The organism is Methylophilus sp. Q8 (assembly GCF_000800115.1).
Lineage (GTDB): Bacteria > Pseudomonadota > Gammaproteobacteria > Burkholderiales > Methylophilaceae > Methylophilus.
Genome location: NZ_JUHE01000001.1, coordinates 1943953 through 1965029 on the forward strand (window position 1 = coordinate 1943953; position 21077 = coordinate 1965029).

The 21077-nt window shown below is 51.6% G+C and carries 19 protein-coding genes; 3 read left to right on the plus strand and 16 right to left on the minus strand.

Annotated elements, in window-relative coordinates:
- Positions 1-9 precede the first annotated feature (9 nt).
- From GQ52_RS09455 to GQ52_RS09520, 14 genes are all read right to left on the minus strand, one after another.
- Entirely contained in the window at positions 10-942 is a 933-nt protein-coding gene (locus tag GQ52_RS09455; RefSeq protein ID WP_024929271.1) for a type II secretion system F family protein, read from the minus strand.
- Positions 943-955: 13 nt separating this feature from the next.
- Complete coding sequence (locus tag GQ52_RS09460; RefSeq protein ID WP_235273111.1) at positions 956-1936, minus strand: type II secretion system F family protein; 981 nt, start codon at positions 1934-1936, stop codon at positions 956-958.
- A 3-nt stretch (positions 1937-1939) separates the two neighbouring features.
- Positions 1940-3298, minus strand: coding sequence for a CpaF family protein (locus GQ52_RS09465; protein WP_019882941.1), 1359 nt, complete (start codon positions 3296-3298; stop codon positions 1940-1942).
- Between the two features lie 14 nt (positions 3299-3312).
- Entirely contained in the window at positions 3313-4467 is a 1155-nt protein-coding gene (locus GQ52_RS09470; protein ID WP_047517121.1) for an AAA family ATPase, read from the minus strand.
- Between the two features lie 8 nt (positions 4468-4475).
- Complete coding sequence (locus tag GQ52_RS09475) at positions 4476-4889, minus strand: TadE/TadG family type IV pilus assembly protein (protein ID WP_024929268.1); 414 nt, start codon at positions 4887-4889, stop codon at positions 4476-4478.
- A complete protein-coding gene (locus GQ52_RS09480; RefSeq protein WP_019882937.1) occupies positions 4886-5377 on the minus strand; it encodes a TadE family protein in 492 nt (163 codons plus the stop codon). Before GQ52_RS09480 ends, GQ52_RS09475 begins: the two co-directional genes overlap by 4 nt.
- Positions 5378-5379: 2 nt before the next feature.
- Positions 5380-6573 (minus strand): pilus assembly protein TadG-related protein, encoded by a 1194-nt coding sequence (locus tag GQ52_RS09485; protein ID WP_047518675.1) that lies wholly within the window; start codon positions 6571-6573, stop codon positions 5380-5382.
- Between the two features lie 49 nt (positions 6574-6622).
- Positions 6623-6922: a hypothetical protein gene (locus GQ52_RS09490; protein ID WP_232411482.1), complete on the minus strand. Its 300-nt coding sequence runs from the start codon at positions 6920-6922 to the stop codon at positions 6623-6625.
- 9 nt (positions 6923-6931) lie between these two features.
- Positions 6932-8572 carry a type II and III secretion system protein family protein gene (locus GQ52_RS09495; protein WP_024929266.1) on the minus strand — a complete coding sequence of 547 codons (1641 nt, stop codon included), beginning with the start codon at positions 8570-8572 and terminating at the stop codon, positions 6932-6934.
- 67 nt (positions 8573-8639) lie between these two features.
- Positions 8640-9479: a Flp pilus assembly protein CpaB gene (gene cpaB / locus GQ52_RS09500; protein WP_019882933.1), complete on the minus strand. Its 840-nt coding sequence runs from the start codon at positions 9477-9479 to the stop codon at positions 8640-8642.
- Positions 9480-9533: 54 nt separating this feature from the next.
- Positions 9534-10070 carry a prepilin peptidase gene (locus tag GQ52_RS09505; protein WP_047517124.1) on the minus strand — a complete coding sequence of 179 codons (537 nt, stop codon included), beginning with the start codon at positions 10068-10070 and terminating at the stop codon, positions 9534-9536.
- Between the two features lie 84 nt (positions 10071-10154).
- Complete coding sequence (locus GQ52_RS09510; protein ID WP_019882931.1) at positions 10155-10319, minus strand: Flp family type IVb pilin; 165 nt, start codon at positions 10317-10319, stop codon at positions 10155-10157.
- Positions 10320-10842: 523 nt separating this feature from the next.
- Positions 10843-11949, minus strand: coding sequence for an NADH:flavin oxidoreductase/NADH oxidase (locus tag GQ52_RS09515; protein WP_024929264.1), 1107 nt, complete (start codon positions 11947-11949; stop codon positions 10843-10845).
- Positions 11950-11979: 30 nt separating this feature from the next.
- Entirely contained in the window at positions 11980-13182 is a 1203-nt protein-coding gene (locus tag GQ52_RS09520) for an MFS transporter (protein ID WP_047517126.1), read from the minus strand.
- Between the two features lie 86 nt (positions 13183-13268).
- Between GQ52_RS09520 and GQ52_RS09525 the strand changes: the two genes are divergently transcribed.
- Complete coding sequence (locus tag GQ52_RS09525) at positions 13269-13574, plus strand: helix-turn-helix transcriptional regulator (RefSeq protein WP_047517128.1); 306 nt, start codon at positions 13269-13271, stop codon at positions 13572-13574.
- Positions 13575-13584: 10 nt separating this feature from the next.
- Here GQ52_RS09525 and GQ52_RS09530 read toward each other — a convergent pair whose 3' ends face one another.
- Positions 13585-14520, minus strand: coding sequence for a LysR family transcriptional regulator (locus tag GQ52_RS09530; protein WP_036298463.1), 936 nt, complete (start codon positions 14518-14520; stop codon positions 13585-13587).
- 150 nt (positions 14521-14670) lie between these two features.
- On the opposite strand from GQ52_RS09530, the gene GQ52_RS09535 reads away from it, so the two are divergent.
- Both GQ52_RS09535 and GQ52_RS09540 read left to right on the plus strand, forming a co-directional pair.
- Positions 14671-15819 carry an iron-containing alcohol dehydrogenase gene (locus GQ52_RS09535; RefSeq protein ID WP_235273114.1) on the plus strand — a complete coding sequence of 383 codons (1149 nt, stop codon included), beginning with the start codon at positions 14671-14673 and terminating at the stop codon, positions 15817-15819.
- Positions 15820-15845: 26 nt separating this feature from the next.
- Complete coding sequence (locus GQ52_RS09540; protein WP_235273116.1) at positions 15846-16832, plus strand: aldo/keto reductase; 987 nt, start codon at positions 15846-15848, stop codon at positions 16830-16832.
- 50 nt (positions 16833-16882) lie between these two features.
- Here the strand turns inward: GQ52_RS09540 and GQ52_RS09545 are convergent, their stop codons facing one another.
- Entirely contained in the window at positions 16883-21058 is a 4176-nt protein-coding gene (locus GQ52_RS09545; RefSeq protein ID WP_047517137.1) for a bifunctional nitrate reductase/sulfite reductase flavoprotein subunit alpha, read from the minus strand.
- Between the last annotated feature and the right edge of the window lie 19 nt (positions 21059-21077).

Here is a 21077-nt window from a genome sequence, read left to right on the forward strand (position 1 = left end):
CCTTATATGCTAGGGGCCAAGATGGATCGCGCTGAATATTTCCATGATTGCGGGACCCGCCAGAATAAAAAGCAAGGTTGGCAGCATAAAGAAAGCCACAGGGAACAGTAACTTGACTGGAATCTTTGCCGCTCTTTCTTCTGCGCGTTGCTTTCTTTTTAAACGCAACTCTTCAGAGCTGACCTTGAGTGACTCACTGACACTGGTGCCATAACGCTCGGCCTGAATAATCATGGAGGCAAAACTGTTGATGTCTTCAATGCCGACGCGCAAGACAAAATGCCTGAGTGCGCGCTCACGGCTTTTACCGGAGCGTACTTCTAGCAAAATCAGTTCCATTTCATCGTGCAGGATTTTTGATTTTATTTTTATTTCATGTGACACGCGTGTGAGTGCCTGATCAAAACTGAGGCCTGCATCCATACAGATCACCAGTAAGTCCAGCGCATCTGGAAACGCGCCCAGAATCTCCTCCTTGCGCTGGCTGATGACAAAGTCCAGGTATATTTTTGGCAGCACCAGGCCCATGGCCGCGCCTGAAAACAGGATGACGGCCAGGCTGAGTGAGTTGTCACGTGACAGTTGCTCTTTAAACAGCAGGTAAAACAAGAGCGGGATGGCAAAAGTCAGTATGGTCTTGATGCCGAAGAACAAACTCGGCGCATATTCGCCGCGCCAGCCGGCCTGCAAGAACTGCACTTTGAGCGGCGAAGTTTCCCAACCATCTTTAGGCAAGGTGAGTTTGGCAAACGGCTCGACCAGCTTGACCACTTTAAAGGCGAACTCTTCATCCGCGTCTGATTTGAGTTGCGCGCTTTGTTGCGTGGTTTGTAGCGACTTTAACCTTCGCGCATATTTGTCATGCGAGAACAGCGAAAACATAAACATTGCCAGGGCAAAAACTGCAACGAAGACACAGATGTAAACAATGATTTCGTTCATGATAGACCGCCAATCACACTTTGATTTGAATAATCTTGCGCATACATAAACCTGCAAATATCATCAAGACAAAACCGATTTTCAATAATGTCAGTCCCACTTCTGTGCCGAATAAGAGCTTGGCGTAATAAGGCGTAATGGCGCTCATTAGCGGCACAATCATCACCGGCATCAGCCACATGACCCAGGCCGAGGTCCTGCCTTCGGCACTGAGTGTGTCGATGTCACGCATTAACTGGAATCGGTCACGGATAATCTTGCTCATAGAGGTCAATACATGGGCAAGGTTGCCGCCTGATTCGCGCTGAATCAGAATGGCAATCACAAAAAACTTGAGGTCGGTAATGGGTACGCGCCGACTGAGGTTTAACATCGCCTCGCTTAGTGGCACACCAAGATTGGTTTCCTCAAGGGAGATGCGGAATTCTCCGGCCAGTGGTTCGGCGAACTCGTCACTGACAATCTTGAAGGCACTTTGGAAGGAGTGGCCTGCTTTCAGCGAGCGCGCCATGGAGTCGATGGCATCTGGCAGTTGTTGCTCAACCTGTTTGAGTCGTTTGCTGCGCTCTACGTAGATATGCATTAAAGGTAGCAAGCTCGCCCCGGCACCCAATAGTGTGCACCACATCCAGTTAACGCCAAGCAGCAGACCGATTAAAAAGCCTGACACAAAGAACAGGAAAATATAGCGCGTAAACTGCTCGACTGACCATAGCTTGCCAGATTGCATCAACAGGATATCCAGCTCCCGGATATCAAAGAACCAGCCTATCATTTTGATCAGTTGGCTTTGGCTGTCTTGAATGCGGCTACGTAAAATACTGATTTCATGGCGGTAAACATTGTCGCTGGCGACGCCTTTGAGGCGGCTGGCAAGCTTTCTGGCTTCTGCGCTATGCTTTTCTTTCCATACCAGCAGAATCGCTTCAAAAAATAGAAAACAGGCGAAGAAGCCAAGCACTGCAAATAACATGAGTTGTGTATTGATTTTCATATGCTACACCTCGTACCTGACTGTCGGGTCGAAGTCGGACTCTAACAGTGCAGCCCCATAGGATTTAAGCCGTTGCATAAAGGTAGGGACAACGCCGGTGGCATAAAAATAGCCCCTGACTTTGCCTTGTTCATCGACGCCGGTTTGCCTGAAGCCATAAATCTCCTGCATGGCAATCGTTTCACCTTCCATGCCGGTGATTTCCTGAATACTGACGATTTTGCGGGTGCCATCCACCAGGCGGGAGACCTGGATAATCACATTGATCGCGGCCGCGATTTGTTGCCGGGTCGCCAGCAAGGTTAAATTAGCACCAGCCATGCCCACCATGTTTTCCATCCTGGCCAGGGCATCGCGCGGGCTGTTGGCATGGATGGTGGCAAACGAACCTTCATGGCCGGTATTCATTGCCTGCAACATATCCAGTGCTTCGGCACCGCGCACTTCGCCCAAAATGATCCGGTCTGGCCGCATGCGCAAGGCATTGCGTACCAGGGCGGTTTGCGTCACTTCGCCCTTGTTTTCAATATTGGGCGGCCGGGTTTCCAGCCTCACCACGTGCGGTTGTTGCATTCTTAATTCGGCGGCGTCCTCAATGGTGACAATACGTTCTTCTTTGGGGATAAAGCCGGAAACCAGATTCAGCATGGTGGTTTTGCCGCTGCCGGTACCACCCGAAATCACCGCATTCATTTTGGATTTTGAGAAGGCGCTGATCAAGTTCGCCATTTGTGGCGTCATGGTTTTGAGTTTGATCAGATCGTCGGTCAGCAGCGGGCTCACCGAAAAGCGGCGAATCGACATCACTGGGCCATCTAGTGCCAGCGGCGGGATAATGGCGTTTACTCGCGAGCCGTCAGCAAGGCGGGCATCCACCATCGGGCTGGATTCGTCGACCCGCCTGCCGACCTGGCTGACAATGCGTTCAATGATGTTGAGCAAGTGCTGGTTATCCTGGAATTGCACCTGCGTTAATTCCAGCATGCCTTTGCGTTCTATATAGACCTGGTTGTAGCCATTGACCAGGATGTCCGAGATTGCCGGGTCGCTCAGCAGCGGCTCCAATGGCCCCAGGCCAAACATTTCATATTGAATATCCCTGGCCAGTGAACCTCTTTCAGCCGTGTTGAGGGCGATACTTTGTTCGTCGACGATGACGCTGACCAGTTCATTGATCTGTTTTTTAATTTGCTCATCCGATAAGGTCGCCAGTTTTTCCAGGTTGATGCGATCGAGAATCTGGGTATGTATCTGCCTTTTCAGCGCAGAATATCCGCTGGCATCCTGGCCACCCTCAACCAGCGAATGATGGTGAGTGTTGAAGCTGCTATTGGTAGATTGCAATTTTTCACGAAGGGACATGATGCAGCCTCCGGCTATTTAAAAAGGTTAGAAAAAAATCCGGCACAGGCCACTTTTTCACCGGTGAACTTTTCAGCCAGTTGTTTAAGTTTTTTTGCCATGTCTGATTTTGGATTCAGTTTGTAAACGGCCTCGCCCTGATTAATACAGTGATTCACCAGGGCATATTCGTTGGGCAAGGTATCACTGACTTTTAAGCCCAGCGCTTGCTCAAAATCTGAAATTTTTAACTTGTCATTCTTGTCGTAGCGATTGACCAGGAAATAGATTTTTTCCTTGGCGTAGCCCAGGGAGCTGAAAATCCGGTACAAATAATTGGCATCGCGGATATAGGGCAGCACTAACTGCACCACTGGCAGTATCTGATGGCTCAGGTCCATCGCCTTGACCGTCAATGCATCAATGTGGCGGCCCAAATCCAGGATGATCAAATCGTAATAATTACCCGCTACCTCAATGATCTTTTCCAGGTGCTCAGGTTTGACATCTGAGGCATGTGCAGGATTGTCCGATGCTGCCAGCACTTTCAGGCGCGGCGTGATTTCGATCAGTGAGGAATCAAGAAAGGCATAATCCAGCCGGTGAATTTGCTGGCAAAGTTCGGCCAGTGAAGCGCTGGCTTGTTCATCTGACAAATACATGCAGGCGTCACCAAAATAGGGGTTTGCATCAATCAGCAAGACGCGCTTGTTGGTATATTCGGCTATGACGTAAGCCAGATTTGTCGCTACGAAAGTCGCGCCGGCACCGCCTTTGCAGGAGATCACGCTAATGACTTTGGTTGAGACGCCCCGTGTGGCGCGTGACCTGGCCATATAACGTTCCAGTGCTGCAATCAGGCTTTGCTCAGACAGTGGCAGCGCCAGCACTTCAGAAAAACCGGCCCGAATCCCTTTGAGTAGCATTTCTGAGGTGACCTCCTCAGATAACAACATGAAGGTCATCTGGCTGTATTGTGTTTTGTAGCGCTCAATCAGGTCAAACTCGGCGACATCTGACTGGCTGACATCAATCATCAGCACGTCGGGCCGCTCGGTGGCGATTTTCTGGTTGGCGCTCACCAGATTGGTTTGATAGGCAACACATTCAAAGCCCCGCTGGTAAAGCGTCTGGAAGGCAGACAGGCTTTGAATGACTTGGTTGTTTTCACTTATTATTAGTATTTTCATATCAACACCTAACTACACTTAGCGTTATATTGACTATCCAGGCTTTCTCTGGGGAGCGTGGTGGTAAAACTGGGCATGGTCACGTTAAAACCAAACACTGCCGAGGTGTAAACGGCCTGGCTCAGGGCCACGGTAATGGTCTTGCAATCGGCCACCGTGCATCCGCCAGGCAAATAGGTCACGACTACATTGCTACTGCTGACAAAGGGCAGGCGGCTGGTGACTTGTGTTTTGATGGCATTGCTATTCTGGGCACAGACCGTGCCCAGGCGGGCGGCCGCGCGCGTGGCCTGCGAGGCCGCATCGTAGTAGTGCAGCACCTTGCCCAGTTCGACAATCGAAAACAGCAGCAGAAACAGAAATCCCGAGACCAGTACAAACTCGATGGCATAGACCCCTTGTTGTGATTTGCGTGTGTTCATGTCAATTGATTACAGCTCGTACTGACTGTATCCAGTTGTGGTTGATAAAAGGTGCTGGAGATATTGCCCAGCGCCAGTGAGCCGGAAAACAGCTTGGTGATATAAGAAAGACTCATGCTGTTGATGCCCACTTTGACCATGGTCACGCTGCCGACCATCAGGTATTGCACTTGCACTTTGCTGGTGGATAGTCCTGAGACCGAGGCTTTTGAACAACTGGTGAGCGAACCACAGACGGCCAGGTTTTTGCTCTCGGTGATGACTGTTTTGTAAGCCAGGACCTCGGGGTCGGTGGTAGAGGCGCAATTCATCGGCCGCGTATGTCCGGCCAGGTATTTGCCCGCGTCACGCACATTTTTGACCAGCTCGTTATACTGGAACATGGTTTTTGCCAGGTCGACACCGGCCAGCATGACAATGATCAGGAAAGGCAGCACCACTGCCAACTCGATGGCGGCGATTCCGGAATGTGTTGTGCGATTGTTCATGATCACTCCACCAAGGCAGCCACTTTTGGCCCCAGCACTGAACCCCCGCCCACCAGGCCGCCAGATTTGCTGCAAGGCGTGACAGAAGTGCTGGCATTGCCCAGGTACTCAAGATACATATTGAAATTGGCCCCACTGGTGGTCGGCATCGGGTGTAGCAAAAAGATACAGACAAATGACTTGAGCTTCATGGTGGTGCAATCGACCACAGGTGCGATGGCAACCCGCCGGTTAGTGCCGTAGGCTTTCAGGTCTGTGCTGGGCATATAGGCAAACGCGTTGCTGATTGATATTCCCGAAATATCACTGTAGGGCGTATTGTTCGGCACAGCGTTTGGTGAAAAATCAGCTGCATAACGATTGGTTTGGGCCGGGTTGTAATAGCCCTTGCCGCTGGTATCCGGAAAATATCCGGAAGAGGCTTCATTTTTTTTCTTAATACCAAAGCGGGTATTGAAATCGTCGCGCAATGAAGCTTTGTAACCAGGGGTGCCGATATACTGGTTGGCCGATGCGTTTACTGAACAATTGGTCGATTGTTTGCCGCTTAATATATCCGCCAGTTCATTGGCACCGCCACCGCCACTGGTGAAGTCTACCCAGCGGAAATGGCCGGATAGCGTGGTATCTTTATTGCCGTTATTCGGCGAAGCCACGCCCGCCAGCCAGTCTCCGGGATTTTTACCTGCCACATCCGGCTGGCAAATGCCGATTGGAATCGCACAGGCCGTTTGTGAGGGCAGGGTAGTGGCGGTGGCTACCGCAGTCACTGCCTGAGTGGCATTCACACTGCCGCCTATGCGGTTCAATAGTGGCGTAATCCAGTTGCTGATACCGCTGCGCGTAATGCTGCAGCGCAGGTATTTGCCATTGACGCCATTGGATGTGCTCGGAAAGGTAATGGTTACCTCGCCAGTGGCAATCGCATTTTTCTGAAAATAGGCACGGTTATTCTGTGCCACGGTCAGCCCGGCAGCGGAGGCCCTGGTTTGCTCATTGCTCAAGCCATCAAACTGTGCCGCGCCAGCCAGCGCACAGGCGTCCGCTGCATTTTGCAGTTCGGATTTAGTCACATATAGTTTGCCTAAATCCGCGCCCAGGCCACCCATTACCAGCAGCAATGGTAAAAACAGCAATACCATGAGCGCAATCGAACCTGACTGCTTACTTTGTTTGCAATGTCTGGTCATTAACATATCGATCTCCATAGGCAGACAATGATGCGGATACGCTGCCTGGGTACGCCTACTGGTTGCCTGTGCCGTTATTCGACCCCGTGCCACCTACCCCGAAATTAAATACACTGGGTTGCGGCACCGGTTTGGAGAAAGACTTCTGGTAACTGTTAATCGAGTCACGCGCGGCACGGCCATCCAGCCCATTGACGGGATCCGGATTATTGGCAGCAGCCGGGTGTATGATCTGCGCCTGCAAGGTATTGCGGACGCTTTCACCAAACTCGCGTTCATATCGTGGCATGGTGCTTTGACATGCTGACACACCGACGGCCACCCCCAACAACATATATAGATTTAGCGGTTTCATTTTGGCATCCTATTTAAGATCGTATCCAGTCGCATTGTCTGCGCTTGGTTCATCAGTTTTTTTTGCAGGTTGTTTTTCGTCAGCGTTGGTCTTGGCTGGCGCATCTCCGTCCGGTTTACCTTCCAGTTTGCCGCCCAGGAAAAACTCTTTACGGCTGGGGTCTGTATGGCGGCCGGTAGGCAGGTCAATGTCTGCCGGGTTCACCGGTTTCACCAGGTGCGGTGTCACTACAAATACCAGTTCGGTTTTATCGTTCTGAAAGTCCGAGCTTCTGAATAACGCGCCAATGATCGGAATCTCCCCCAGAATCGGGAAAGCCTTGATATTGGCCGTCGTATTGTTTTTGATTAAGCCACCAATAGCGAAGCTTTGTCCGTCAAACAGTTGCACAGTGGTCGAGGCTTTTCTGGTGGTGAAGGCCGGTAAAATGGCGGTACCGCTAAACCCGGTAGCAGTCACGCCTATGCCTTCACGATTGAGCTCAGAGACCTCTGGCGCCACGCGTAAATTGATGCGTCCGCCCGCCAGTACGGTAGGGGTGAATTTCACGCCTACACCAAACTCTTTTTCTTCCAGTGTGATGGTGTTGCCCGCGCCGGCATTTTGCGCCACCGGGATGAAAATGCGGCCACCTGCCAGAAAGCTACCTTCCTGGCCGCTAATGGCCATAATGGTTGGCTCAGCCAGCACTTTGATTAAGCCATCGCGTTTTTCAGCATCCAGGGTGAAATTTTTGTTGGCTGACTTAAAGCCGCCAATCGAGCCGCCAGTGGCGCTGCCCGATGTCGACAGGAAATTACCTAATAGCGTGTAAGTCCAACTACCAGAGGTTTTACTGAGGGCGATACTGGCGCCCAGTTTATCCAGCAGGGTTTTCGACACCTCGGCCACTTTCACCTCCAGCATGACCTGTTGCTGGGCTGAGACCGTAAGCATGTTCACAATGCGGGGGTTTACAAACTCTTGTAGTAGCGGATTATTCAGCTGCTGCTGTGATTGTTGCTGTTGTTGCATCTGCATCTGCATTTGCATCTGTGCGTTATCGCCACTGGCAAATACCGGCATGGTTCTTCTTCTGACAAAGGTCTGTGCAATATCAATCACCCGGTTGGCCGTCAGCGCATCCTCCACCGAGCCCCAGACGATGAGCGAATCTGCGGCGGCAGTGACCTTGATGTTTTTTTCCTCTGGCAGCAGTTCTGATAATGTTTGCAGCAATCCTTCTGCATCCATATTGACGACCACATCGACAAAGGTACATTTGCCACTCTTGCCTTTGATGATCATATTGGTCGTACCTATATTCACCCCAAGCAGATACAGGGTTTTTAATGACACCAGCTTGGTTTGCAGCACACTCGCATCACCCACACTGCGCGTCGCCAGCGGCTCCGGTAGACTCATTAAGGTAGACTTGCCCAGCGGCAGGTGCATGGTGGTGGGATGGGCAATCTCGCCGTCACAGTTGGCATCGCCATTGCCAATGTAATCATTGGTTTCAATGACTGCCGCTTTGGTTTTTTCAGCAGAAATCAACAAGGAAGGCAACGTGGCAGTGATGAACGCCGCGGCCAGGAGAGACAACTTCAACGCATATTTTGACTTGTGATCAAATGCGATATGCGTTCTCTTCAATGAGAAGAAATCCATGATCGACCCCCTCTGAAAACCTAAGGTTTTCAATATTGTTTGAGTTATTGTTCACTTACTTTTTGAGTTAAAAACACTCAAGTGACTCAGTCGTCCCTGTGAATACCTTGGTACATTTCTTAGTCACCACTATTGGCGCCGCTGCCGCAACAATCATTTTTTTCGCCTTGGGTTTGCTGATCACCGGCATCACCGGTCCTGTATTTTTAGGGACCAATGATAACAAGGCTTCTTTAGTGATACCCTGGGTGGCAACGTCGCCGGGGTCGGCCTGATTGCGTAATACCAGGGAGAGATTGCCGACACTGCGTGCCAGGTCTATCATTTCTGCCTGCTCCGGGGTGACTTCGAGGGTGACAGCATTGACGACTTTGGGTTTGTCGGCATTGGCATTGACGTCATCGCCCACGGCCAGCACGAGGATGTGCTTGAGTACAATCTTGGAAATATTGTCTTCGTCGCCGTTGCGTTCGGCCTGATTGGTATTGACGATCATGTCAACGTAATTGCCTGGTAGCGCGAAACCAGCCACGCCCACCACTTCGTTGACTTTGACAGTGATTGCGCGCTTGCCTTCGGCAATCACGGCAGACAAGCCGCCTTTAGAGCCAACCGGTGCCAGTTTGGATTCCAGCACGGGCTCGCCATTTTGCAGGCTATATTTGACCACCCGACCATCAAGCTTCTCGACCTCGCCAAAGAAACCCTCGGGTAAACTGGTTTTGGGCCAATCGATGCGTTTCAGCATGCCCACATTGATTTTTTCACCCATATTGAGTGGGCTGACCATCACCACTACTTTTTCAGTTTGCATCGAACGTGTTTGCAACCATTTGGAAGCCGCTACCACCGCTCCAATCGCTGCTAACAAGGCAAACAACAGCATCGTCATTGCACGCATATTCATTTTTATTCTCTTTTTCGAAAAAAACTTGCAAATGAAATGGTCACGAATGCCAGACTACATATGTTGTGTGTACACCCCCATCAAAGTACCTATCGCAATCGCCAGTGCATAAGGCATTCTGCCTACACTGTTGATGCCATCTGTCCCATCCTCCATACCTAGCTGGATATGCGTATGGTGTAACCTGAAAAACAGGATTGCATTCACATTTCTGATGAGTTGCATGCCCCGTTTTTGCATTAACACCACTCCCAGCGCCAATACTCCACCAACTAGATAGATACACACCGCAACTGGCATCCATGCCGCCGAACCTAAAATGCCACCGACCACCATGGCCAGCTTGACATCGCCTGCTGCCATGCCTTTCAGCAAATAAAGTGGCATAAAACACATGAACGCTAAGCCCACGCCTTGTAACCATTGCACACCGCCTGGCCCGCTGGCATTTAATAGCCACAATCCCAAGCTGCTTATCAGGCCAAATACAATCAGTGTGTTATATACTTTGCGAAATCTAAGGTCGGTGTAACAGGCGTAGATCAATACCCCGGCCAGTAACCATAATCCAAGTGCTGCGTAAGTCGTCATGTTCAGAAACAAAAAAACCTCTCACCGTTGGGGTAAGAGGTTTTAATGGATATCATAGGCTGAACCCGATACGCTACATTGTTTCTAGGTGGTGATACCGTTCACAATGGCCTGTAGCTTGGTGGTCAGAGTGGTACCCATCCCAGAAAAAACGGCAGCCAATACACCGACCAGTGCCGCAGCAATAATGACATACTCGATGGCGACAACGCCATCTTCATCCTTCATAAATTTAACGATTGCGCTCATCATCATCTCCCGAAAAGATATTTTTTGTCACATGAAATACAAGTTCAATTGCGTATTTCATGACTGTATTTTACGTATTGTTTTTAGGTTTCCAAGTACCCGTTTGGGCTATCGTGAAAATAATTACCTAGGTAACTATTAACGAAAATACAATGATTACAGTATCTAACTTGCAAAATTAAAAGCAATAGATACCCATTAAAACATCTGGTATTTAACTAACATTTACCATGTTTGGCGTAAATGTAATTGTTGATGCCATTAAATTGTGATAATGATTTTCATTAACGGCGGTCGGGAGGGGTTGTCATGACATATGGCGGTCAAGCGTCGCGCGAAAAATGCAGCTTATTCTCAGGCATGTGAGGGGATGCTGTATCGCAATAGTAGCGACTTAAATACAATTTTTGCGCGGCTAATGACGATGCATTATTCAAGTAATACATCGTTTAAGTGAATGTTTGCTCAAGAGCCAGGCCTGGCAGGCGGCGACACGGTCAGTGTCGCTTCCCGCCGGGCAAGCTTAGTCTAGAGTCGGGCTTCTATATCTGGCTAGCCAATGTGCATAAGGCGCAGGCAATACCCAGGCGGCATCGTCTTTACCCAATTGCTTGGCGGCGAAATAGGGCCAGTGCGGGTTTTCCAGATGCGCGCGGCCTATCATGGCTAAGTCCAATTCTTGTTTGCGGATAGCGTTATCTGCCAATGATGGTGCGCCGAAACCCCAGGCGGATGAAACCGGGATGCCCGCTTCATTGCGCACGCGTTGTGCAATCGGGCCTAAAAACGCCGGGCCCCAGGGAATATTGGTTTCCGGAATGGTGAACCCGACACTGACACTTAACATGTCCAGCCCGCGTTCACGCCAGGCTTTGACCAGCTGAATCGATTCACTCAGGGTTTCTTCATCTTTGCCATCATATTCAATGACGCCGAACCTGGCGGTGAGTGGCAGGTTTTCCGGCCACACTGCGCGAATGGCTTCCAGCGTTTCGATGGTAAAACGCGAGCGGTTTTCAAAGCTGCCGCCATAAGCATCGGTACGCTGGTTAGAGTGTGCAGAGGTAAAACTTTGCCCCAGGTAGCCGTGCGCAAAGTGGATTTCCAGCCACTCGAAGCCTGCATCAAGCGCGCGTTTTGCCGCAGCGACAAAATCCTGCTTGACGCGCTGGATGTCATCAATCGACATGGCGTTGGGCACACGTGGTAAATCACCACCAAAGGCAATGGCAGAAGGCGCAATGGTTTGCCAGGCGCGCGGGTCATTCTCTGCGATATGGTCATCGCCTTCCCACGGTTTATTGGCACTGGCTTTACGTCCGGCATGGGCAATCTGGATGCCGGGGACTGCGCCGGCTGCCTTGATAGAGGCGGCAATTTCACGTAGTTGTGCTGTTTGCGTATCGTTCCATAATCCTAGGCAGCCAGGCGTGATGCGGCCTTCTGGCGCGACGCCGGTGGCTTCGACAATCACCAGTCCGCTGCCACCGCGTGCCAGCGTGGCGTAATGGGCTTTGTGCCAGTCATTGGCAACGCCGTCTTCTGCCATATATTGGCACATCGGCGGAATCGCAATGCGGTTTCTGAGGGTGACGTCTTTTAATTGATAGCTAGAAAATAAATCGGCCATGATGATCCTTTTACTAAGTTTTCCTATTGATTAATTGTCGACAGATGCCAGTGTTGAGTTGGCGTTATTTGAAAGGAGCTGCATTTCTATGATTGCCAATGCCAGCCCCACGCATACGATGCAACCGGCAATCCAGCCAATGGCGGTCAGGCCCAGGCCATGCGTAATCACCAATCCACCTACCCATGCGCCTGCGGCATTGCCGATATTGAATGCACCAATATTCATGGCTGAGGCCAAGGTCGGTGCGCCGCTGGCTTTTTCCAGGATTTTGATCTGCAATGAAGGCACCGCTGCAAAACCGGCAATGCCGAGCAGTCCGACCAGGGCGACGACCGCTATTTGCTGATGGGCAAAGAAGGAGAATGAGACCAGGATGGCAATGATAAACATCAATGCCCCTATCAGGGTTTTATCCAGGTGGATATCGGCGAGTTTGGCGCCGATGATATTGCCGATGACCATGCCCACACCAAACAGTAAAAATACCGGTGAAATGGCGGCGGGTGAAAAATGTGCGACATCGGTCAGTATTGGCGCGACGTAGGTGAGCACGGCGAACAGGCCCGTATCTACAATAATGGTCAGCAGCAGTCCGGCAATCACTTGCGGTTGCAACAGGGTACTGATTTCAGCACGCACATTGACCTTTTCTGCATGGTGATCACTGGGCACCAGCCAATAGAGCGCGGCCAGCGCAACCGGGCCTATCATGGTCACCGCCCAAAAGGTGGATCGCCAGCCCAGCATCTGGCCTAACCAGGTACCCGCAGGCACGCCAATGACATTGGCGACCGTCAGGCCGGTAAACATTAATGCAATCGCCAGCGCGCGTTTGTCTTTAGGCACCAGGCTGGTGGCGACCACTGCGCCTATGCCAAAAAAAGTGCCATGTGCGAAAGAGGTGACCACGCGTGCAATCATGAGCGTGGTGTAATCGGGCGCCACCGCGCAGATTAAATTACCCAGCGTGAAAATACCCATGAGCCACAGCAACGAATTTTTGCGCGAAAACTTGGCCATGAGGATAGACATGATAGGCGCGCCCACGGCCACGCCCAGTGCATAGCCGCTGATCAATAAACCAGCCATCGGGATGCTGACGTGCAGGTCGCGGCTGACTTCTGGCAATAAACCCATAATGACAAATTCAGTGGTGCCGATGCCAAAAGCACCGGCCATCAGGGCATATAAGGCGAGGGGGATGCCTTGTGAAGATGGTTCTTTTTTCATTGCAGCTTAAACACTTTTGTTAAATTCCATAGTTCGAATATAATCGAACTATGGAATAATATCAAGCGTTGTGATAAATTTTACATATGCGGCAAATTAAACATCCCAATATGGATCAGGTGGAGCTCACAGACATTATGTATGCGCTGTCAGACCCGACACGCCTGGAGATTGTCGGCCGACTGGCCAATGCAGGCCGTAAACTGACTTGTGGTGAACTCGACTTGAATCGTCCTAAATCCAGCATGTCGCATCATTTCAAGATTCTGCGCGCCGCCGGACTGGTGGAAACCCTGATTGAAGGCACGGAGCATATGAATGCGCTCAGGGTAGATGAGATTGAGCAGAAGTTTCCGGGTGTGCTGCAATCGGTGCTGCGCGCACTTGCTTAATTGCAAGAGATTAATGCTCAAGGATATGAGCATGCGCTTTTAATAGCGCTTCATCGCTCAATACAAATTCTTGACTGTTTGCCAGTCTTTCAATTACCAGATCAATAAAGCAGCGCACCCTGGCCGGTTGCGCAGTACGGCTACCGTAATAAATATACAAGCCCAGGTTATCCACGATATGTTCCAGTAACAAGGGCACCAGGCGCCCTTGGCGAATATAGCTTGCAGCCGTGGGTACGGCCAGTTGACCAATCACTTCACCGGCCAACACAGCCCTGAGTTCGAAGCCTTCATCATTGGTGCAAAAGGCTGGGCGTACATGTTGCTCAATAATATTTTCGCCAACCTTCACGTGCCAGGGAACCACGCGACCATCGCTGGGGCGGCGAAATGCGCTGCAGCGATGTGTTTCCAATTGGCTGAGCGTATGTGGAATGCCGTATTTTCGCAGGTAGCTTGGCGCTGCACAGATGGCGAGCTGCATGGGAAAAAGCCTGCGCATGACCAAGCCATCTTGCGGCGGGTTGCCCAGGCGAAATCCGACATCGACACGATCGTCGACCCAATTGCCGATGCGGTCATCCAGCTGTATGTCGGGTTGTACTTCGGGATACAAGCGAGAGTATTCATCTAACACCGGGCCAAGTACCGATAATAAAACCGTACGCGGTCCGACGATACGCAACGGGCCTGCGAGTCCTTCCCTGGTTTGGCGTGTGGATTCCAGGGCCTGTTCCAACCCGATTAATGAGGGTTTTGCCGATTCATATAGCCGTTGTCCTTCTTCGGTGAGTGACATGCTACGTGTGGTGCGATGAAACAGCCTGACACCAAGGTGTGCCTCCAGCTGGCCTAGGGCCTTACTGGCTGCCTGCGGGGTAATCTGCTGCGCAGCGGCCGCTTTACTGAGACTTCCTAGTTCGACAGTCCGCACAAAGGTAGTCATTGATCGTAAGGTATCCAGGGCCATAAGGCATTGTTCTTTCTGCTATTTACATTATTTAGTTGTAAATAATTAAACTAATAATGCGCTAGTTTAATGCATATCCGGCGCGTAAAGTGCGACTCATCACATGGATAGATGAAAGGAACGCGCGTGGATCATTTTACTTATTACAATCCAACCAAAGTCGAGTTTGGTGTCGGTAAAGAGTCTCTGATTGGCCAGCACCTGGCCGAAGCCAGGGTCAAAAAAGTATTGCTCTGTTATGGCAGTGACCGTATCAAACGTGATGGCTTGTTTGATGTGGTGACCAAAAGCCTGGCCGAGAAGAACATTCAATTTGTGCTGTGTGGTGGTATTGTCAGCAACCCTGTCATTTCTAAAGTGCGTGAAGCGATCAGCCTGGCGCGCCTGCATCAGGTCGATGCCATTTTAAGTGTGGGTGGCGGTTCGGTGCTGGATAGTGCCAAAGCGATTGCCGCGGGCGTGCCTTATGCAGGCGACGTTTGGGATTTGTTTATCGGCAAAGCCAGTATTGATAGCGCGTTGCCCGTGTTTGATATTCTGACGCTGGCGGCCACCGGCAGTGAAATGAATAGTGGTGCCGTTATCACCAATGAAGACACCAAAGAAAAATTTGCGATTCAATCACCCCTGACGTTCCCCAAAGTGTCTATCGTAAATCCTGCACTTATGAAAACCGTGTCGCGCGATTACCTGGTGTACTCCGCTGCAGACATTATTGCGCACGCAATTGAGGGCTATTTTACTGCTGTTGACCAGCCCCGGTTTCACTCGCGGTTGGTCGAGGCCATCATCAATACCGTGATTGAAAACACGGAAATTCTGCTGGTGAATCCGGATAACTATGCAGCCAGGGCAGAGTTTGCCTGGGCTTCAACACAGGCGCTGAATGGTTTGATTTATTCCGGGACGGCTGGTTACAGTTATCCCAACCACATGATTGAGCATGCACTGTCTGCCTTGTTCAATGTGCCGCATGGCGCGGGGCTGTCTGTGGTGATACCAGCCTGGATGAAGTGGTACCAGGACCGCAATCCTTTGCAGTTTGAACGCTTTGCGCAAAATATCTTTGGTTTGAAAACCGCCGAGCAAGGGATTGCTGCGCTGGAAAACTGGTTTAACAAAATCGGTACGCCAACACGCTTAGCACAACTGGGCATTACCGAGGCCCACTTGCCAGCCACTATAGACATCGTACTCACCAATGCCAAGTGGTTTGGTCTCGCCGATATTTACACCAAAGACGTGGCGACCACCATCTTGAAAAACGCACTTTAATTACTGACGAATAAGAAAGGCACAACATGCAAACACGCACATTAGGAAATAGCGGCTTGGAAGTCTCCGCGCTAGGTTTAGGTTGTATGGGCTTGAGTTTTGGATACGGTGCCGCTGTCGATAAAAAAGACGGCATTGCGTTGATCCGGGCGGCTTACAGAAAAGGCGTTAACTTTTTTGATACAGCCGAGGTATATGGCCCGTTTGACAATGAAGAGCTGGTTGGCGAGGCGCTGGCACCATTTAAAAACGAGGTAGTCATCGCCACCAAATTTGGTTTCAAAATTGAAGATGGCAAACAAGTGGGATTGGATAGCCGCCCGGAAACCATCAGGAAAGTGGCTGAAGCCTCTTTAAAACGTCTCAAGATTGATGCGATTGATTTGTTTTATCAGCATCGGGTGGATGACACAGTGCCGATTGAGGAGGTTGCAGGGGCGGTGAAAGACTTGATTCAGCAAGGTAAAGTGAAACATTTTGGCCTGTCTGAGGCGGGCGTGAATACCATACGTCGGGCGCATGCCGTGCAGCCGGTTGCTGCCTTGCAGAGTGAGTATTCCTTATTCTGGCGGGAGCCTGAAAAGGAGATTATGCCGACCCTGGAGGAACTGGGGATTGGTTTTGTGCCTTTTAGTCCGTTGGGGAAAGGATTTCTCACCGGCAAAATTAATGAACGTACCCAGTTTGGCGAGGGTGATTTCCGCAATGTGGTGCCACGATTCTCAAAGGAAAATCGCAAAGCTAATATTTTGGTGGTTGAGTTGTTGTCTTATCTGGCCGAATTGAAAAATGTCACCCCTGCACAGATTGCCCTGGCCTGGTTATTGGCACAAAAGCCCTGGATAGTGCCGATTCCCGGCACTACTAAAACACATCGACTGAATGAGAATATTGGTTCGGTCGATGTCGAGTTGAGTAGCGATGAACTGCAAAGAATCAATGAAGTGGTCTCTGCCATGCAGTTTAAAGGCGAGCGCTATCCGGAGCATCTGCAAAAGCTAGTCGGCCGATAGTCTTTTATACATGGCAATACTGCGTTGACGCAGTCCTGTAAGCGGGGCGTTTAATACACATCCCGCACATAGCGTTTGTCCTGTGCCATCTTTGATACGTAGTCTGCAGCCGCTTCGGCACTCATCTTGCCATGCGTCTGGATAATCGTTTTCAAGGCAGCATCGACATCTTTTGCCATGCGGCTGGCATCGCCACAGACGCAAAAGTGAGCCCCTTGCTCCAGCCATTGCCATAACATTTCGCCTTGTTCCAGCATGCGCTGTTGCACGTAGATTTTCTCCGACTGGTCGCGGGAGAAGGCCGTATCCAGTCGGTGTAACACGCCTGCTTGTTGCAGGGCTTGCAGCTCTTCGTGGTAATAAAAGTCTGTAGCAGCGTGTTGTTCGCCAAAGAACAGCCAGTTTTTACCTTGCGCGCCTGTGGCCTGGCGTTCCTGTAAAAAAGCGATAAATGGTGCAATGCCGGTGCCTGGGCCGACCATAATCAACGGCGCATCCGGATTTTTTGGCGGGCGGAAGTGGGTCGAGCGTTGCAGAAAAATAGGCACGCTGATTTCGCCTGCGCGGTCGGCCATAAAAGTTGAACACACTCCGCCACGCGCCTTATCTTTACCGTAACGCACGGTAGAAACCGTCAGGTGCACCTGGTTGGGATAGGTCTTCGGGCTGGACGAAATAGAGTAAAGGCGTGGTTGCAGGCGTTTTAAGACGCTGAGCCATTCGCCCGCCTCGACCTTGATCGGATACGCCAGCAGCAAGTCTATGATCTGTTTACCCCACAGCCAGTCTTTGAGTGCTTTGTCATCGGCCATTAGTGCTGCCAGTGCAGCACTGTTGTAACTGCGTTCTTGCACAAACTTGAGCATGTCAGGGGTGATGCGGGCAATCTCATAGTGGTGTGAGAGGGCATCTACCAACGCCACTTCGCCGTGATCTTTCACGGTCACCATGGTGGAGGGTGACAGTTTGAGGGCACTCAGCATATCGCCCACCAGTTCTGGGCAGTTGGTCGGCCAGACGCCGAGGGCATCCCCTGCTTCGTAACTGAAGCCGCTATTGCTGAGGTCAAAACCAAACTGGCGGATCTCTTTCTCTGCACCTTCGGCATTCAGTCGCTGGTTGATGATCAATGGGGCTTGCAGTGGCTGCTGGCGCGTATAGCCTGAGGGCGTTGCCACCGCCGTTTCTGCAAGTGCTTCATCGCTATCGCCTGCCAGTGCCATGGCGGGTTGAGTCACGCTGGCGGCATGATTAGCCAAAGCGGAAACCACTTTGCCCAGCCATTCGTTGGCAGCTTGCTCAAAGTCCGGCTCGCAATCCACACGTGGCGTCAGGCACTGCGCGCCCAAAGCTTCCAGGCGTGCATCAAGCTTGCGGCCAAAGCCACAGAACTGGTCATAATTGGAGTCACCGAATGCCAGCACGGAAAAACGGGTTTTTTCCAGCGTGGGTGCGGTATCCGCCTGGAGGGCGTTCCAGAAATGGCTGCCGTTATCAGGCGGGTCACCATCGCCAAACGTACTGGTGAGCACGAGCACCTGGCTGCTCGTGGCCAGGTCTGCCACCGTTATGCTGTCCAGTTGTTTTACTGTGGCTTGTAGCCCGCTGGCGTTGATACGCTCAGCACATTTTTCGGCAAAGCCTTCAGCATTACCGGTTTGTGAGGCCCACAGAATCATCACCGGTGGGGCGGCTGGTGTGGTCGAAAAATCCGGCAGGCCTGTAGGCAGGTTGCTGTTGTCAGGCAGCCAGCTACGTGCAAACAGCCCAGCCAGGATGCCGTTGATCAGCACATGTTTGGCCGGCGCCAGCGGGGCGCCTTCTGGCAGCGTGGGCACGCCACCCAGCTGGCGCGACTCTTCGGTACGCAAGCCGGTGATAAAGCCTTGCAAGTAGAGTTGTTCGTGCGCATCCAGAATAATGTCCGCTTGCTTATCAAGCCCCAGCAACCTGGCTAAAGCATCGATATCTTTCATAGGGAGTTCCTTGTGATTCTTGACCGAGTCACCTGCGTCGGTAATGGTGATGAGTGCATCTTCTTCCGCAGGCGGCGTCGCCGCGGCGACGCGTGTCATCGCCACGGCGCAGAATTTGAATTCGGGTTGTTGTGAGATGGCGTCTATCGCATCACTGGTGACGGCATTAATGGTCAGGTCGTCGCCGAATACATCATTCCAGTGAAAAGGCGCAAAGCAGTTGCCAGCACGCACGCGATCCGTCACTACGGCAGGTAATACAGCACGGCCACGCCGCGAGCGAATTTCGACCGCGTCTTTATCTTGTATACCCAGCGCGGCTGCATCTTCTGGATGCAGTTCTACAAACGGGCCCGGGTTGAGTTTGTTTAAGGTAGGAATTTTGCCGGTTTTGGTCATGGTGTGCCATTGGTGCTGCAGGCGACCGGTGTTCAGCACAAATGGATAGTCCGGATCGGGCAACTCTGCCGGATCCATGTGTGGACGGGCAAAAAACACGCCTTTGCCACTGGCGGTGGCAAAGGCAATACGCGGCTGGCTACCATCTTCACGGATAGTCAGTTTCTGGCTGATGCCATTATTAAGATAGCGAATCGGATGGCGATCTTCTGTGCTGTCTGGCGCGCATGGCCATTGCAGGGATTGCTGGCGTAATTTTTCATGGCTGACACCGCGGATGTCATAGCCGGTTTTCAGGTTAGAGGCCTGGGTGATTTCCGCAAACACTTCAGCGGCTGACTGGTAGCTGAAGCCGGCACTAAAGCCCATTTCGCAAGCCACTTTGGCAATGATTTGCCAGTCTGCCATGGCTTCACCTGGCGGGTTCACCGCATGCTGCATCAGCGTCATATTGCGTTCTGAGTTAATCATCACGCCTTCTGCTTCGGCCCACAAGGCACCCGGCAGCAAAATGTCGGCATAGCGATTGGTTTCAGTATCAAGGAACGCATCCTGGGCAATCACCAGCTCGGCCTTTTCCAGTCCGGCGATGACGTTTTTGCGGTTGGCCATGCTGGCGACCGGGTTGGTACAAATCACCCAGCAGGCTTTGATGTCGCCGGCCATCATTTGCTCAAACATGGCGACGGTGCCGCCACCCAGACGCGTATGCAGCGTGCCTTCCGGCACTTTCCACAGCTGTTCGATGAATTGTCTATCCTGCTCGACCAAGACTGAGCGCTGGCCTGGTAGCCCCGGACCCATATAGCCCATTTCACGGCCACCCATAGCATTCGGTTGCCCGGTCAGTGAGAACGGGCCGCTGCCCGGGCGGCAAATCGCGCCGGTCGCCAGGTGCAGGTTACAAATGGCATTGGTGTTCCAGGTGCCATGGGTGCTTTGGTTGAGGCCCATGGTCCAGCAACTGATCCAGTTTTTGCTGCTGCCTATCCACTCAGCCGCCTGGCGGATGGCGTGTTCATTAATACCTGTGATTTCGGCCACTTTTTCTGGCGAATAGGCTTCGAGAAAGTCCGGCATGACCTCCCAGCCTTCGGTAAACTCGGCAATAAACGCGGTATCGGTATGGCCGTTTTTGACCAGCAAGTGCAATAAACCATTGAGTAAAGCGAGATCAGTGCCGGGCTTGATCTGCATAAACAAACTTGCTTTATCTGCGGTGGTATTGCGACGTGGATCAACCACGATCAATTTGGCACCGGCTTTGACTCTATCCATCATGCGCAGGAATAAAATCGGGTGGCAATCGGCCATATTGGCGCCAATGACGAAGAACAGGTCGGTTTGGTCAAAGTCCTGGTAGGAACCTGGCGGGCCATCTGCACCCAGCGATAATTTATAGCCACTGCCTGCGCTGGCCATACACAGGCGTGAGTTAGACTCAATGTTGTTGCTACCGAGGTAACCCTTCACCAGTTTGTTGGCGAGGTATTGGGACTCAATCGACATCTGGCCGGAGACATACAAGGCAATCGCATCCGGGCCATGTTCGTCCAGAATAGCACGCAGGCGGCGTGCGGTTTCCTTGATGGCTTCGTCCATGCCGGTACGCACAGACTCTTGCCCGCGTGCCGGACGTACATAGGCATAGTCCAGCCGACCAGATTCAGCTATGGCCTGGATGCAGGTATTGCCCTTGGTGCACAGGCGGCCAAAGTTGGTTGGATGCTGCTTGTCACCATAGACCTTGATCACGCGCTGATTCTTTGTGACGCCCTGATCTTCGACCTCCATGACAATGCCGCACCCGACACCACAGTAGGGGCAGACTGATTTTACCTGCGTGACCATCGTGCCTGATCCCGATGTA